Here is a 15,033-nt window from a genome sequence, read left to right on the forward strand (position 1 = left end):
TATAGTTATATTTAATCATTACATAATATTGTGTGCTCTTTTTTTAATATTTATTTAATTTAGTGAACTATAAATGATAGATGAATAACTCTTACACATTAGAAGAAGCCATAAAAAAACTAGAGCATTATTGTGCGTATCAAGAACGTTGCCATAAAGAAGTGACTCAAAAATTGATACAAATGCAAATGATACCTGAGGTAAGAGACCATATTGTAGTACATTTATTAGAACATAATTTTTTAAATGAAGAGCGCTATGCAAAAGCTTTTGTAAGTGGAAAATTCAATATAAAAAAATGGGGAAAACAACGCTTAAAATTAGAGTTAAAACGAAAAGATATTTCTAGTTATAATATTAGTGCAGCTTTAAAAACAATTGATGAAAGTGATTACTATAAAACCTTTAACCAGTTAGCAGAAAAGAAACTAGAATCTATTAAAGAACCTGATAAGTTTAAAAAGAAGAAAAAACTAATAGATTACCTGCTTTATCGTGGTTGGGAAACACATTTAGTATATGATAAAGTAAACGAGTTAATTCCATAAAAAAAGCCTTTCAACTTAAATAGAGAAAGGCTTTTCTTTTTATAATTTTATTGGTCTATAAGTTAAATACAGCTCCAATATTAGCATTAAATTGATTGTTTATTTTTTCTGCAGGTGTTAAGGCATCCGAGTTATATTTGGCAAAAGTAGTCCCAAATTCTGTAAATAATCCAAAACCGTCTGAGAAGAAATAACGCATGCCAAGGTGTCCGCCAAAATTCTTTAAACTTAAGCTAATCCCAGGATAAACATCAAAGTTGTCACTAATGTTAATAACATTACCTAAGTTAGCATTAAAACGTGCTTTTAAATCTATTCTATCTTCAAAATCTGCGTTTAAACCATTGTTTAAATTAAGTGCGTAACCACCAACAATTCCAACCGAAATGTTTTCGCCTAAACCATAATCGTATGTAATTACAATTCCGTTTACATTATCTTGAAAGTTTGCACCTATCTGTAATTTTTGGTCGCCTTTTCCTTCAAAAGTTTGAGCAGTTACTAGACTTGTAATTAAACAAGCAAGTATTAATAATCCTTTTTTCATTTTTAAGATTTAGTTAAATATTTATTTGTGTTTGTAATGGCTTGTTGGTTTTTCCAATCTATCCATTTTTGACCTTTAATTCTGCGCATAACATTATCTATGCTTCGCATAATAAATACGTTATATATGGCTTTTCCTAAGTTTTTTGGGTTTCGTGCTATAGCGCGTAAACTCATAGAAAAACCAGGTGTTAAATAGCGCATATAGTGCCAATAACCTTCTGGCATGTATAAAACTTCACCGTGATTTAAATTACAAACCCAACCTTTTGCATTTTTTAAGGCTGGCCATTTGTTAAAATCAGGATTAGCAAAATCTATATCTTCTCTTGTAATTAAAGAGTGTGGTATTTTGTATAAGTGTTTATTCTGTTTCTGGTCAAATAAAATACACTGTTTTTTTCCTTCAAAATGAAAGTGAAAAATGTTAGCTAAATCTATGTCATAGTGCATAAACGTATAGCTATCACGACCACCAAAAAATAACATTGGTAAGCCTTTCATTAAACGTAATCCAAAATCAGGAAACTTAAAATCCTTTTGCAATTGCGGGACTTCTTTTAAAACATTCCACAGAAAAATACGATATTTTGTAGGTTCGCGTTTAAGCAAATCTACATATTCGCTCATTTTCATTTTTGCATGAGGCTCATTAAAACCATCTTTATAATCTACTGGTCTATCATCATAAAGAGGTACAGTTTTATCTCCAGCAATCTCTTTAATGTAATCTAAACTCCATTTAGAATAAGCAGGCCAATCTGTAATAAACTCTTCTATAACCACTGGTTTTTGTGGTTTGAAGTAGTTTTTTATAAAGTCTTCTTTGGTTATCGTTTTAACCCTTGGTATGTCTTGAAGATTTAATTTCAAAAATTAAAAATTTAGAGAGCAAAGTTAATAAAACGTTACCAAATAATAACTAGGCTATAGTTATAGCTTAGTTAAAATTATATCTAAGACCAAATAAAACGTTACTTGGAGGCATTGGTACAAAGCCAGCTTCTATATAATCAGCATTAAAAATATTACTTGCAGTTGCGGTAAGCGTAAATTGTTTTAATCTAGCTTCTAAAGATGCATCCCATACGTTGTAACTGTCTCCTGTAGTACGCTCAGCGTGCTTATAAACGATATTTTGAGTGATATTTTTAAATAATTGAGTACTTAAACGCGATGTAAAATGATGTTTTAAGGTGTTTAAAGAATAACGCGATAAATCTTTATTTTGATCTAAAATGTTATCTTCCATAAAGTTATAACCTACAGCAAAAGTTTGCTTGTAATTATTTAAGCTGAAATGATATTGCGCATCAACCTCAAATCCTTTTGTGTTTACTTCTGCAATGTTCGTAGCCTCAAAAAATGAAATTGAAGTATTTGGTCTTATGTAATCAATTAAGTTTTTAGCATCTCTATTATAAACTGCTGCAGATGCTGAAAATTTAGACGATAAATATTTAAGTCCTATTTCTTGAGAAAAAGCTTCTTCTACTTCTAAATTTTCGTTACCAAGAGTACTTGGGTCACTATAATATAAGTCTGTATATGTTGGTATTCTGTATGTGTAACCAATGTTTCCATAGACTTTTAAGTTATTATTTAAACGATAACCAAGATCTAAACCAGGAAATGCATAAAACTTAAAATCTGAAAAATAAGTTACAGCAACACCAGGTGTAATATCTAGATTTTCATCTAATAATTTAAATCTATGTTCTAAAAATAAGGTAGACATAAAACGCTGTCTGTTACCTAAATTATTACTTCTTAAATAGACCTTAGATAAATCTACACCAAAACCTGTTACACCTAAACTTGATGTGTAAGAGGCATTGACTTCAGTTCCTATTTTATCAGAGATATGAAGATTTCTGTAGACTATTGGATTGTTACGTATGTAAATGTATTCATCTTGATTACGTTTCCAATATACACGTGGTTTTATGGTTAGATTTTCAGTTTTAAATTGTGTTGAAAATGCTAATAAACTATTCTGTGTTTCTTCGTATTGATCAATAGCACTTTCGCGAGCGTAAAAACCGTTAGCACCAAATTTTCGCTCTTGAAATGTTGCAATCATTTCAATTGCTTTTTTCTTTTTGTTAAAGACACTTTTTACAAAATAGTTGCTGTTATCGTAATCTGTGTTATAACGATAACCTTCAGAAGTCATTTTATCTATGTGTACAATGTGTGACGAGTTTTCTAAATCTGCACCAACCGTTACACCTGCATTTAATTGTCCAAAACTACCTGCTTCTAATTTTGCAGATACCGTATTTTTTAAACTATTTTTAGTTACAATATTTATAGCGCCAGTAAAAGCGTTTTGTCCAAAAACACGTGCTGCTGGACCTTTAATAATCTCTATACGTTCTATAACTTCTAACGGTAAAGCGGCATTCATGGTGTGATGTCCTGTTTGCGCATCGTCCATTTTTATACCATCAATAAGTAGTAATGTTTGGTCAAATCCGCCACCACGAATATGTAAATCTGCTTGGCTACCAGCAGTACCACGACGTCTTATATCTACGCCTGCAAATTGTTGTAACACATCGGCAACATTGGTAGCCGCACTATTTTTTATATCTGAAGAAGAAACTACAGTGATAGTTCTTGAATTTTCTTTAAACGGTAAATCTATTCTAGTAGAAGAGATAACAACCGAGTCTAATTGTTGTTCTTTTTGTAAATCTTGCGCTTGTAAACTTGTTGTTAAAACGCTTAGCCCGATAAAAAAACGAGTCAATTTCATAATAAATTTTTTATGTGATTTTTGAAGCTGCAAAATTCGTAACTTTCCGGATTAGTAAACTAGTCCAGTTTTAAAACAATGAATAGTCCGGTTGAAGACATATTATTAACATTACTAACTTTAGATAATACATCTGTTTCGCCCAAGTACATTCAAATTGCCCAACAAGTTATTAATGCCATACAACGTGGTTATTTAACCGAAGGAACAAAGTTGCCAGGAACCAGAAAATTTGGCGAATTGCTTGATATAAATCGTAATACTGCAGTCGCAGTTTATGAAGAACTGGCATCACAAGGTTGGGTAGAAATTGTTGCAAATAAAGGGACTTTTGTTTTAATGCCTGAAAAGAAAACAGCAGCAATTAAAGGTGCTGCGCAAGGATTAGAAAAATTAAAGACGTATCCAGAAACAGCAGGGTTTTCATTTCAATCTTCATTTAATTTAGCATCTACAGAAGAAAATTCTGAATGTGCATATGTGCTAAACGATGGGCAACCGGATTTAAGATTGCATCCAACGCATCAATTTTCGCGTTGGTATAGTGCGTCTATGAAACGTCCAACTTTAGTGTCTAAATGGAATCAAATCCAAGATCAATTCTATTCTATATTTAATAAACAACTGTGTAATTATTTAAATGCAACACGCGGTTTTTACATAATGCCGCATAATATTTTAAGTACACGAAGTACAGAGATGAGTTTGTATATCGTATCGCAATTACTTATTAAAAAAAACGATGTGGTATTGGTTGCGCAATTAAGTCCTTATAAATCAAATATGATTTTTCAGCAAGCTGGTGCAAATTTAATTACCATACCTGTTGATCATAACGGAATAGATGTAGATTTTATAGAACAGCATTTTACCAAAAACAGTATTAGATGTGTTTATGTTTGTGCGCATAGGCAATACCCAACAACAGTAACGTTGTCTGCCGAAAGACGTGTTAAATTACTACAACTAGCTAAAGCTTATAATTTTGCTATAATTGAAGACGATTTTGATTACGATTTTCAATTTAATGGATCGGCAATGTTGCCTATGGCAAGTGCAGATAGTGAAGGCGTTGTAATCTATCTAGGACGTTTAGGACAATCTTTTTTTCCTAGTTTTCAAATAGGATTTTTAATCGCGCCGCAAAACGTAATTAAAGAAGCTAATAATTACCTTCAGCTATTAGACAAACAAGGCGATTTAATACAAAAACAAATGTTGTCTGAGCTTATTGCAGAAGGTGAAATTAACCGATTAATCAAGAAAAATATTACGGTTTACAAACAACGCAGAGATTATTTGTCCAAATGCTTAACTATTCATTTTAAAGATATAGCTACTTGGAAAATCCCTGATGGTGGATTAGCAATATGGTTAGAATTTAATACTAGTATATCTTTATTTCAATTAGCCGAAAAAGCAAAAACATACAATTTATTTTTACCAAAAACCATTTTGTATCAAAACAAATCACTTTGTGCTATACGATTAGGTTTTGGTCACTTAAATGAAGATGAAATTGAAACCGTAGTTAAAATTTTGAAACAGTCTTTTGATGCTGTTAAAGTTTAATTTATTCATAAACAAACTCACCTCTTTCACGATAGGCATCTTTGTTCACCCATTTAAAATCATTAGTTTCGGTAGCGTCTAATAAGTCTGCGTCAAGTGCATCAGCTAAATGTAAACCAATATCAAAAGCTTCTTTTTCTTGATATACCGTTGTTGCTTCAATTTTATTTTTAGTATCGTAAAATAAATTAATAGCATATTTGTTTTCAGAAATATTTGTAGAGGCTGAAGATACCCAAACTTTGGTGTTAAATGTTGCTGCAAAAACAGAAACGTAGTCAATGTCTGGAATTGATTGCCACTTACCAATTTTAAAACCAAGAATTGAAAATACTTTTCTGTAGGTTTTTGATTCTAAATCAATCTCTGTGCCTTCAGTTTTTAATAATAAATAGCTAAAAGCTAAAGGAACGATTGTGGCTATATTTCCTGATGTTACTAAGTTAAAAATGGTAAAAACTATTATTGCAACTCCTAAAATAGTTCGCCATAATGGTACTTTTTGTATATAACTAATGGTGTATTTACTCATCTATTTAATATCAAATTCGGTTTTACAATCATCACATCTATACTTATCCTTAGCATAAAAGGGAAGTGTGCCAAATAAAAAACCAATCATAAAAGAAAAGAAAGATTTAAAATCTTTAATAGTAGAAAACATAGCTACTTTACTACTGTTACAATTAGGACAAAGTATAGCGTTACCATCATCATCTACCGAGTATTTATTAATGGTTTCTAAAATATGTTGCGCTCTTAAAGCATCTTTAGCTAATACTTTTAATTTAACGCCACCAATAGCATTGCTTACCAAAGGATCTGTATCTATGGTCAAGTGATCACTTAAAAATACTTCAATACCTTCAGATTCTAAACGACCTTTTATAATCTGCGCTTCTGCAGAATACTGAAATTTAGCTATGGTTTTAAAGGTTGGTGACATGTTTTATTATCTATATTAATTAGTAGATAAAAGAATTAAAGTGTTACAAGTTACTATTATTCATTTAAATTTTAACATTCTTCAAGATAAAAACGCATCATAAATTCAAACATATTATGTAATTTTACACATATGTTTGCATTAGTAGATTGTAATAATTTTTATGCCTCTTGCGAGCGCGTATTTAACCCAAACCTTAACGGTAAACCAGTTGCTATACTTAGCAATAATGATGGTTGTGTGATTTCGCGTAGTGACGAGGCTAAAGCTTTAGGTTTACCTATGGGCGCGCCAATTTTTAAATGGGAAAACTTCTGTAAAACCAATAATATACACGTACTTTCATCAAATTATCCACTGTATGGCGATATGAGTAGTCGTGTTATGTCTATTTTAAAACAGTTTACACCAGATGTTGAGGTGTATAGTATAGACGAATCCTTTTTGCAATTTAAAGGATTTGAAAATTACAATCTAAACGATTATGGACAACAAATAAGACAGCGTATTTTAAAATGGACAGGCATACCAACCTGCGTAGGCATAGCAACCACAAAAGGGTTAAGTAAGGTTGCTAATAAGATCGCTAGAAAATATGCTAATCAAACAAAAGGCGTTTACGTAATAGATACCAAAGATAAGCGTATAAAAGCATTAAAATGGCTAAAAATTGAAGACGTTTGGGGCATAGGAAGACAATTATCAAAACGATTAAAAGCCAAAGGATGCAAAACAGCTTTAGACTTTGCTAATTTACCAGAAGATTGGATAAAAGTTAATTTTTCTGTAGTAGAAGCACGATTACATCGCGATTTAAATGGCATACCAACATTAACTTTAGAAGAATACGATCAAGCTAAAAAAGTAATAGCCACAACACGTAGTTTTGATTACACATATTCTGATTTAAGTTATATAAAAGAGCGTGTAGCAACCTTTGCAGTAACTTGTGCAGAAAAGTTACGTAAACAACACTCTAGCTGTCATACCATAATTGTTTTTTTAAAAAGTAATAAGCATAAAAAAGAACAAGCACAACATTCAGAAAGTAGAGCAGTGCACTTACCTTATGCAACCAATTCATCTTTAATAATTAGTAATACAGCGGTTAATGCAGTAACTAAAATTTTTAAAAAAGGAATAGAATATAAAAAAGCAGGCGTAATGATAACAGGTTTTGTGCCTACAAACAATTATCAACTCAATATTTTCGAAAAAGAAAACCCAAAGCATTTACCGCTAATGCAAACAATAGATCAAATAAATTTAAAATATCACACAAATAAAATTAAATTAGCAAGTCAAGACCTAGAGCGTACTTGGAAGATGCGCCAAGAACGATTATCGCCTAGGTATACAACCAATATAAACGATATTATAAAAGTTATATAACCATTATAATTAAAAAACATAACATATAATTTGGGCGTTACCCTATCGGGTCGGGCTTTTCGCAGTCGCGCTTTGCAAGGCGCTCCAACAATGCTGCAATCCCTAACGCAACTATTTGCTAACAAAAAGACTTAACTATGATCAAGCACAAATCAGGAAGTTTAACCTTTTACATACCAGATGCAACAGCACAATCCGGAGCTCATTTTTTTGATGCAGGTATTTCGGCAGGATTTCCATCGCCAGCAGAAGATTTTAAAGAAGAACGTCTATCATTAGATGAGACCTTAGTAAAAAACAAAGAAGCCACTTTTTATGCACGTGTAAGCGGTCAGTCTATGATAGGTGCCGGATTAGACGATAATGATTTGTTGGTTATAGACCGTAGTTTGGAGCCAGCAAACAATAAAATAGCAGTTTGTTTCTTAGATGGCGAGTTTACAGTAAAACGTCTACGGGTAGAAAAAGAAGAAGTTTGGTTACAACCAGAAAACCCAAATTATCCTATCATTAAGATCACAGAAGACAATAATTTTTTAATTTGGGGTATTGTTACCAACGTTATTAAAAAAGTATAAAATAAAAAACGCGAAGCATTTGCTTCGCGTTTTTTAATTGTAAAAGTAATGTTTTATTAATCTGCTAAAACAATTACTTTGTTATCTTTCATTTCGATTGTACCAGAACTTATTTTTAGTAAAGTAGTGTTTTTATCGCCTTTAGTAAAACGATCTTGAACAGCTTCATCTAACTCTATATTACCAGTAATTTTAACGTTACCTTCTTTTAATATAGAGACAACAGGAGCGTGATTGTTTAACATTTCAAAATCTCCATTTACACCAGGTACAACAACGCTGGTTACTTCTCCGCTAAATAAAGTAGCTTCTGGTGATACAATTTCTAAATACATATTTTTTTTATTGAGTATTGAGTATTGAGTAATTAGAAGTTCTCACTACTAATATCTTATATCTCATTACTAGTTTACGCTTCAGCTAACATTTTTTCTCCAGCTTCTATAGCTTCTTCAATTGTTCCTTTAAGGTTAAACGCTGCTTCTGGTAAGTGGTCTAATTCACCATCCATAATCATGTTAAATCCTTTAATAGTATCTTTAATGTCTACTAATACTCCAGGAATACCAGTAAATTGCTCTGCTACGTGGAAAGGTTGAGATAAGAAACGTTGTACACGACGTGCTCTACCTACAGCCATTTTGTCTTCTTCAGATAATTCTTCCATACCAAGGATAGCAATAATGTCTTGTAATTCTTTATAACGTTGTAATAACTCTTTAACTCTTTGTGCACAAGCGTAGTGATCATTACCTAAGATGTCTGCAGTTAAAATTCTTGAAGTAGAATCTAACGGGTCTACCGCAGGATAAATACCTAACTCGGCAATTTTACGAGATAATACTGTAGTTGCATCTAAGTGAGCAAACGTAGTTGCTGGTGCTGGATCCGTTAAATCATCCGCAGGTACGTAAACCGCTTGTACAGATGTAATAGATCCTTTTTTAGTAGATGTAATACGCTCTTGCATTGCACCCATTTCTGTTGCTAATGTTGGTTGGTAACCTACCGCAGAAGGCATACGTCCTAAAAGTGCAGATACCTCAGATCCTGCTTGTGTAAAACGGAAGATGTTATCTACGAAGAAAAGCACGTCTTTTCCTTGTCCATCTCCAGCTCCATCACGGAAGTATTCTGCTATTGTTAAACCAGATAAGGCAACACGTGCACGTGCTCCTGGTGGTTCGTTCATTTGTCCAAAAACGAAAGTTGCTTTAGAGTCTTTCATAGCTGATTTATCAACTTTTTGAAGATCCCATCCGCCTTCTTCCATAGAGTGCATAAAGTCGTCACCATACTTAATAATTCCTGACTCTAACATCTCTCTTAAAAGGTCATTTCCTTCACGAGTTCTTTCTCCAACTCCAGCAAATACTGAAAGTCCACCGTGACCCTTTGCAATGTTATTAATTAACTCCTGGATTAATACAGTTTTACCTACTCCGGCACCACCAAATAATCCAATCTTACCTCCTTTTGCATAAGGCTCAATTAAGTCAATTACTTTAATACCTGTAAATAAAACTTCAGTAGAAGTAGATAAGTCTTCAAATTTTGGTGCTTGACGGTGAATAGGTAAACCAGCTTCTCCAGCTTTCGGTAAGTCTCCTAAACCATCAATAGCATCTCCAATAACGTTAAATAAACGTCCGTAAACATCACCACCAATTGGCATTTGGATAGGAGCGCCAGTTGCAACAACTTCTGTTCCTCTACTTAAACCATCTGATGAGTCCATAGCGATAGTACGTACAGTATCTTCACCAATGTGAGATTGTACTTCTAGTACTAATTTAGAGCCGTCAGCCTTATTAATTTCTAATGAATCGTAAATTTTTGGTAGTTCAGTACCGGCTCCGAATTCTACATCGATAACTGGACCAACTATTTGTGCAACTTTACCTGTAACTTTTGACATTACTTATCTGTTTAATATTATGGTATTTAATTGAATGAAAACTATTTCTGTTTTCGCGTGCAAAGATAGGTGTTTTTATTTAAAATAAAAGGTCTTTTTTCTTATTTTGAATATAAAAAAACACCTTCTTTATGAAGGTGTTTTATAAATTTAAATTTTACTGCTAATTTAGTTTAATCCAGCAGAATATGTTGTATTGTAGTTACCTATATTAACTAAGTTGCCTGAAGCTTCAAAGTTAGATCCATAAGTAGCATCTATTGCTTTTAGAAATTCGTTAGCAATTAACGCATAACCTCTAGAGTTTGGATGAACACCATCTAAAGAAAATGCACCACCAGTAACTAAACTTGCTGTTAATAAATAATCTCCTGAAGAAATACCGCCATTAGCTAATTGATTTAATAACGTATTAGCGTCAACAAATGCTAAACCTGCGTTATTAGCAGCGTTTTCTATTGTCGAATTAAATGCAGCAGTAGCAGATGCTATTTCTGATTGTTCTGAAGGAATTAAAACCCATTTGTCATCTAAAGGTTTAGTAATACCTTCTGCAGAGAATTGTCCAGCTAGTGCTGGCGGTAATCCTTGCGCTACTAATGTAGCAGCGTAATCCGTGTTAACAGTTCCTATTACATTACTACTTGGTAAAACAAATAAATCTGCAGCTGTTGCTTGTCTTGTTTGACCATAAGTGTTTCCTAAAAGGTTTGCTACTAACGGAGCTGCTTGAGCAGGAAGCCCAAATTGTGCGATAAAAGCAGGAAATGTTGGACTAGCCATAAGCGCTCCACTTATTTGAGCAGAAATATCTGTTAAGCTTTCGTCTTTAATAACTACAGGGCTATTCTCTGATTGAGAAAAAACTATAGCTCTTTCTGGTTGTCCTAAAGCATCATATATTTGATTAATTGCTCCAAAAATCGTGTTTAAAGTTGGTATTTGTGGACCAAAATCAGGATTATCAGGACTTAAAGGGTTGTAAGGTACTGTTGTGAAATGAGGTATTGATGTAACATCTGGAATGTTTGCTACTACACCTTGAGAGCCTCCAGAAGTAAGCGTTGTTACTAAAGTGTTATATGCAACATCAAATGTTGCTTGATCAGTAATAGGATCATAATTTTCTGCCATAGTATCACTTTCTCCTCCAGATAAAGCATAACCTAAAACATCATTGTTTCCTATCCATAAAGAAAAGAACGTTGGTGTTTGTGCCATAGCATCTGCTATAACAGATGTTGTAGGTGAACTTGCCATTCTTACAAAATAAGGATTTGCAGTCGCAGGTGTTGCAAATAAACCGTTTAAATCACCGTAACCTGGAGCTAATAAATGAAAACTTTTAGCTCCTGGAACACCCATATTGTTAAATGGTCCAGTTGGATTATTCAAAACAATATCTGTTGTAGTTTGAGCCATAGGGTTTAAGTTTGTAATAGAAGTTGGACCACTACCATCAAAAACCAATCTTGGACCAAAACCAGGAAGTTGACTACCGTTAATTAATAACCCACCAGTATTATCATTTGTTAGTGGTTGGTTAAAGTTACCGCCACCAACTAAAGAGAATTGACCGGATAATATATTAGGCATGGAGTTTTCTTGAGATATTCTGTATAAAGCTCCATCTGCAAAACCAGCAGTAAGTGAGTTACCTAAAGAAACGTATGTTGAAAAATTTGCATCTCCAGCTGTTAATTCTGGAAGCGGTTCAGATACATCATCTGAGCTACTATCGTCATCACTACAAGCTGTAAAGCCTAAAGCTGCAGCAAGTATCCATATATATTTTAATTTGTTCATTTTCATAAATTTTATAGGTTATTAATAGTCCAAGATACGTAGTATTGAGATCCAATAAATCCAGTACCAAAAGCTGTAAAGTACTCATCACCTAACAGGTTTGTTGCTCCAGCCTTAAATGTAGATTTTAAACTTGGAACTCTGTAGTTGATTTGTGCATCAATTGTGTGGTATGCAGGTACTTCTCCATCACCAAACGACGCTTCCCAGAAGTAAGCATCACTCCATCTCCAAGCAAGGTTAAATCCAAAGTTTTTAAATAACTCTGTGTTACCAAATGTTGCTTTTACTTTATGTTCTGGAGTATTGAAGTTTGTTCTAAAATCTGGATTATTTTCTTGATCAAAATCTAATTTTGCGTATGTATAGTTAAATCCTAAGTCAAAATCATTTAAGACTTTAGTTGTTACACCTAATGCAGTTCCGTAAGAATTTACGTTAGCATCAGAGTTAGTGTATGTTTGATAAGCTTGGTAATCTCCATTTTGAATAGCTAATAAAGATAAAGAGTTATCTCCAACTGTTCCGTAGAAAGGAGCGATTACAGTTTCATTAGCTAAGAAATCTTTGTAAGAGTTATAGTATGCACTAACGTCTACTATAAACTTATCTAATTTACCTCTGTATCCAACTTCAAAAGAAGTTACTTGTTCTGGTTGAGCAAAGTTAGAATTTGCTACTCTTAAATCTGCAGGGTTTGTTGATTCTGCAAAATCTTGTACAGAGTTAGCTAAGTATGAGTTTGTATAAGCACTTTGTCCAGAGAAGTCTATAGTTGCAGAGTTTGTAAAAGCTTGACCTGCAGGACTTACATTGTAAGTGTCTACATATCTTTCTGGGTTATCTAAAGCACCACCAACTAATACAGCTCTTCCTACATCTAAACCAATGTACAAGTCTTGAGTAGTAGGGTTTCTAAATCCTGTTTGAACTGAAGCGCGGAAGTTATGATCTTTGTTAACTGTAAATCCTAAAGATAATCTAGGAGAAAAGAAACCATCAAATAATTCTGATTTGTCATAACGAACAGAAGCTGTGGTTTTTAATTCTACATTTTCGCTTAAGTCGAAGTTTTTTTGGATTTGAGTATAAAAACCAACTTCAGAATAATCAATAGGACCATCATTATCTGTATAAATAGTTCCAAAAGAGTTTAATTTATACTTTCTATAAGATCCACCTATTTGAATTTCAGCAAAATCAATCATGTCACTAAAGTTGTAATTAGCATCTGCATGATAGATTTTTGAATTATCTTGAAATTTAGATCCAGTACTTAAATCAGGATCTCTTGTAACTTTGTTAAATGCATTTTGAAATTCTGGTGTTCCTGGTAAATATCTTCCTGTATCTGCAGCAGCTCTTGCAGCGTCATGCTTTTGTTGTTCTGATAGGCCTAAAGGGTTACCACTTAACTCTATACCTGCAAAGGTTGCAATGTAATCTCCAAACCAATCTTCGTCACTCTTCCATGATCTATTAATATTGATTCCTGTAAAAACCATATCGTAAGAATCTCCAGCTTTATCTTCTGTTACATAACCTCTTACAAAGAAGTTTTTATCTCTAATTTCTAATTTATGTTGTTGTAAAAAGAAATTATTGATATTGTATCTATTTGCACCTTGGTAAATAGTGTTACCAGAACCAACTTTTCCTACATAAGCAATTTCAAAATCACTATCTGTAAACGGTCTAAAATATAATCCCCAATCTGCTTTTATACTTTCAGCATTATAGTTAGTTAGATCTCTTTCGTTATAACCAGTTCTACTTACTGTTACATCAGGAATAATACCTAAACCTGAAGCAGATCTAATGTTTGTTGATACTTCATCTCCATAAACGTTAATACCATCATAGTCATAGTCTGATCTTGTTAAGCCTCTATTTAATTTATCTTTTTCGCTAGTTGCAGCCCAATCAGTTCCTTTCAAGTAACCAAAGTTAACTTTTACAGCAAATTTATCTGAGAATTTATGAGCCATTCTAATACCTAAATCTGTTAAAGGATTGTCTCCAGCAGCTTCTTGAGATGTTATACCTCTTTTAAAATAACCACTAATTCCTTCATGGTCAAAAGGGTTTTTACTTCTCATGAATAAGATTCCGTTAAAGGCATTTGCACCGTAAAGAGCAGAAGATGCACCAGGTAAAAGCTCTACACTTAGTACATCAGTTTCTGTCATACCTAATAAGTTACCTAATGGGAAGTTTAAGGCAGGAGCTGAGTTATCCATACCATCTACTAACTGCATAAATCTAGTGTTAGCAAATGTTGCAAAACCACGTGTGTTAATAGATTTGAATGTTAAACTATTTGTATTAATGTCTACACCCTTAAGGTTTTCTAATCCATCATAAAAATCTACAGAAGCAGTGTTTTTAATTTCTTTTAAACCGAATCTCTCTACCGTTACAGGAGATTCAAAAATACGTTCTGGTGTACGAGACGCAGAAATAACAACTTCATCTAAAGATGTTCCTTCTGTTAACACGATGTCTACTTTTTGATTGTTTGAGGTAATTTCGGTTGTTTGACTTGTAAAACCTACACTACTTACTTGTATACTAAAAGGTGGTGTTTGGTTTGTGTTTAAAGTAAAATTTCCGTCAAAGTCTGTTACTGTTCCTTCTGAAGTTCCAAGAATAATAACATTAGCACTAGGTATAGGTTGTTTACTTACATCATCTACAACTGTACCTGTTATTGTTGTTTGTGCAAAAGTAATAGCACAAAATAACAACATTGCAATTTTAAGGGTTGTCTTCATTTTTTAGATTTAGTTTAATTATTGTAGCAATATACGTTTTTTAACTAAATCTTAAAAAAAAGTGAAAGAAAATTATGCGTGCATAATAAGTTTTTGCGAAAAAAAATAGCTTCAAAATCTATTATTCGTAAAAATCACCAGTGATTATTGAATATTTTAAGATTTTGAAGCTAGTGTAATCTATTCAGTTTT

At 32.8% G+C, this 15,033-nt stretch carries 13 protein-coding genes; 4 read left to right on the plus strand and 9 right to left on the minus strand.

The genetic code is table 11. The features are described from left to right. Positions 1–80: 80 nt before the first annotated feature. Complete coding sequence (locus tag INR78_RS06260; RefSeq protein ID WP_223077931.1) at positions 81–548, plus strand: regulatory protein RecX; 468 nt, start codon at positions 81–83, stop codon at positions 546–548. A gap of 55 nt (positions 549–603) precedes the next feature. Here the strand turns inward: INR78_RS06260 and INR78_RS06265 are convergent, their stop codons facing one another. The 3 genes from INR78_RS06265 to INR78_RS06275 form a co-directional block, all read right to left on the minus strand. Further along, entirely contained in the window at positions 604–1,095 is a 492-nt protein-coding gene (locus INR78_RS06265; RefSeq protein WP_223077932.1) for a DUF6646 family protein, read from the minus strand. Between the two features lie 2 nt (positions 1,096–1,097). After that, positions 1,098–1,967 carry a cupin-like domain-containing protein gene (locus tag INR78_RS06270; RefSeq protein ID WP_027879627.1) on the minus strand — a complete coding sequence of 290 codons (870 nt, stop codon included), beginning with the start codon at positions 1,965–1,967 and terminating at the stop codon, positions 1,098–1,100. A gap of 67 nt (positions 1,968–2,034) precedes the next feature. Further along, positions 2,035–3,855, minus strand: coding sequence for a TonB-dependent siderophore receptor (locus tag INR78_RS06275; RefSeq protein WP_223077933.1), 1,821 nt, complete (start codon positions 3,853–3,855; stop codon positions 2,035–2,037). A 78-nt stretch (positions 3,856–3,933) separates the two neighbouring features. Here INR78_RS06275 and INR78_RS06280 point away from each other — a divergent pair, with 78 nt between their 5' ends. Then, positions 3,934–5,427 carry a PLP-dependent aminotransferase family protein gene (locus INR78_RS06280; RefSeq protein WP_223077934.1) on the plus strand — a complete coding sequence of 498 codons (1,494 nt, stop codon included), beginning with the start codon at positions 3,934–3,936 and terminating at the stop codon, positions 5,425–5,427. Position 5,428: 1 nt separating this feature from the next. On the opposite strand, the gene INR78_RS06285 is transcribed toward INR78_RS06280, so the two are convergent. Both INR78_RS06285 and INR78_RS06290 read right to left on the minus strand, forming a co-directional pair. Then, the gene (locus tag INR78_RS06285; protein WP_223077935.1) at positions 5,429–5,959 is read right to left on the minus strand and encodes a hypothetical protein; all 531 of its coding nucleotides are present in this window, start codon (positions 5,957–5,959) and stop codon (positions 5,429–5,431) included. Continuing rightward, positions 5,960–6,373 (minus strand): putative signal transducing protein, encoded by a 414-nt coding sequence (locus INR78_RS06290; RefSeq protein ID WP_223077936.1) that lies wholly within the window; start codon positions 6,371–6,373, stop codon positions 5,960–5,962. Positions 6,374–6,505: 132 nt separating this feature from the next. On the opposite strand from INR78_RS06290, the gene INR78_RS06295 reads away from it, so the two are divergent. Beyond that, positions 6,506–7,765 carry a Y-family DNA polymerase gene (locus tag INR78_RS06295; RefSeq protein WP_223077937.1) on the plus strand — a complete coding sequence of 420 codons (1,260 nt, stop codon included), beginning with the start codon at positions 6,506–6,508 and terminating at the stop codon, positions 7,763–7,765. Positions 7,766–7,902: 137 nt separating this feature from the next. After that, positions 7,903–8,343: a LexA family transcriptional regulator gene (locus INR78_RS06300; RefSeq protein ID WP_027879621.1), complete on the plus strand. Its 441-nt coding sequence runs from the start codon at positions 7,903–7,905 to the stop codon at positions 8,341–8,343. Positions 8,344–8,399: 56 nt separating this feature from the next. On the opposite strand, the gene INR78_RS06305 is transcribed toward INR78_RS06300, so the two are convergent. The 4 genes from INR78_RS06305 to INR78_RS06320 form a co-directional block, all read right to left on the minus strand. After that, the gene (locus INR78_RS06305; protein ID WP_106677201.1) at positions 8,400–8,678 is read right to left on the minus strand and encodes a F0F1 ATP synthase subunit epsilon; all 279 of its coding nucleotides are present in this window, start codon (positions 8,676–8,678) and stop codon (positions 8,400–8,402) included. Between the two features lie 74 nt (positions 8,679–8,752). Beyond that, positions 8,753–10,261, minus strand: a complete 1,509-nt coding sequence (atpD, locus tag INR78_RS06310) for a F0F1 ATP synthase subunit beta (RefSeq protein ID WP_027879619.1) — start codon at positions 10,259–10,261, stop codon at positions 8,753–8,755. 168 nt (positions 10,262–10,429) lie between these two features. Continuing rightward, positions 10,430–12,067, minus strand: a complete 1,638-nt coding sequence (locus INR78_RS06315) for an SGNH/GDSL hydrolase family protein (protein ID WP_106677204.1) — start codon at positions 12,065–12,067, stop codon at positions 10,430–10,432. An 11-nt stretch (positions 12,068–12,078) separates the two neighbouring features. Next, on the minus strand, positions 12,079–14,841 hold the full coding sequence (locus tag INR78_RS06320) for a TonB-dependent receptor (RefSeq protein ID WP_223077938.1): 2,763 nt from the start codon (positions 14,839–14,841) through the stop codon (positions 12,079–12,081). Positions 14,842–15,033: the final 192 nt, after the last annotated feature.

This window comes from Mesoflavibacter sp. SCSIO 43206 (assembly GCF_019904215.1).
Lineage (GTDB): Bacteria > Bacteroidota > Bacteroidia > Flavobacteriales > Flavobacteriaceae > Mesoflavibacter > Mesoflavibacter zeaxanthinifaciens.

Coding starts and splice junctions, on each gene's coding strand:
- atpD (WP_027879619.1), bottom strand. CDS start 10,261: ATGTCAAAAGTTACAGGTAAAGTTGCACAAATAGTTGGTCCAGTTATC.
- INR78_RS06290 (WP_223077936.1), bottom strand. CDS start 6,373: ATGTCACCAACCTTTAAAACCATAGCTAAATTTCAGTATTCTGCAGAA.
- INR78_RS06295 (WP_223077937.1), top strand. CDS start 6,506: ATGTTTGCATTAGTAGATTGTAATAATTTTTATGCCTCTTGCGAGCGC.
- INR78_RS06320 (WP_223077938.1), bottom strand. CDS start 14,841: ATGAAGACAACCCTTAAAATTGCAATGTTGTTATTTTGTGCTATTACT.
- INR78_RS06280 (WP_223077934.1), top strand. CDS start 3,934: ATGAATAGTCCGGTTGAAGACATATTATTAACATTACTAACTTTAGAT.
- INR78_RS06305 (WP_106677201.1), bottom strand. CDS start 8,678: ATGTATTTAGAAATTGTATCACCAGAAGCTACTTTATTTAGCGGAGAA.
- INR78_RS06285 (WP_223077935.1), bottom strand. CDS start 5,959: ATGAGTAAATACACCATTAGTTATATACAAAAAGTACCATTATGGCGA.
- INR78_RS06315 (WP_106677204.1), bottom strand. CDS start 12,067: ATGAACAAATTAAAATATATATGGATACTTGCTGCAGCTTTAGGCTTT.
- INR78_RS06300 (WP_027879621.1), top strand. CDS start 7,903: ATGATCAAGCACAAATCAGGAAGTTTAACCTTTTACATACCAGATGCA.
- INR78_RS06275 (WP_223077933.1), bottom strand. CDS start 3,855: ATGAAATTGACTCGTTTTTTTATCGGGCTAAGCGTTTTAACAACAAGT.
- INR78_RS06265 (WP_223077932.1), bottom strand. CDS start 1,095: ATGAAAAAAGGATTATTAATACTTGCTTGTTTAATTACAAGTCTAGTA.
- INR78_RS06260 (WP_223077931.1), top strand. CDS start 81: ATGAATAACTCTTACACATTAGAAGAAGCCATAAAAAAACTAGAGCAT.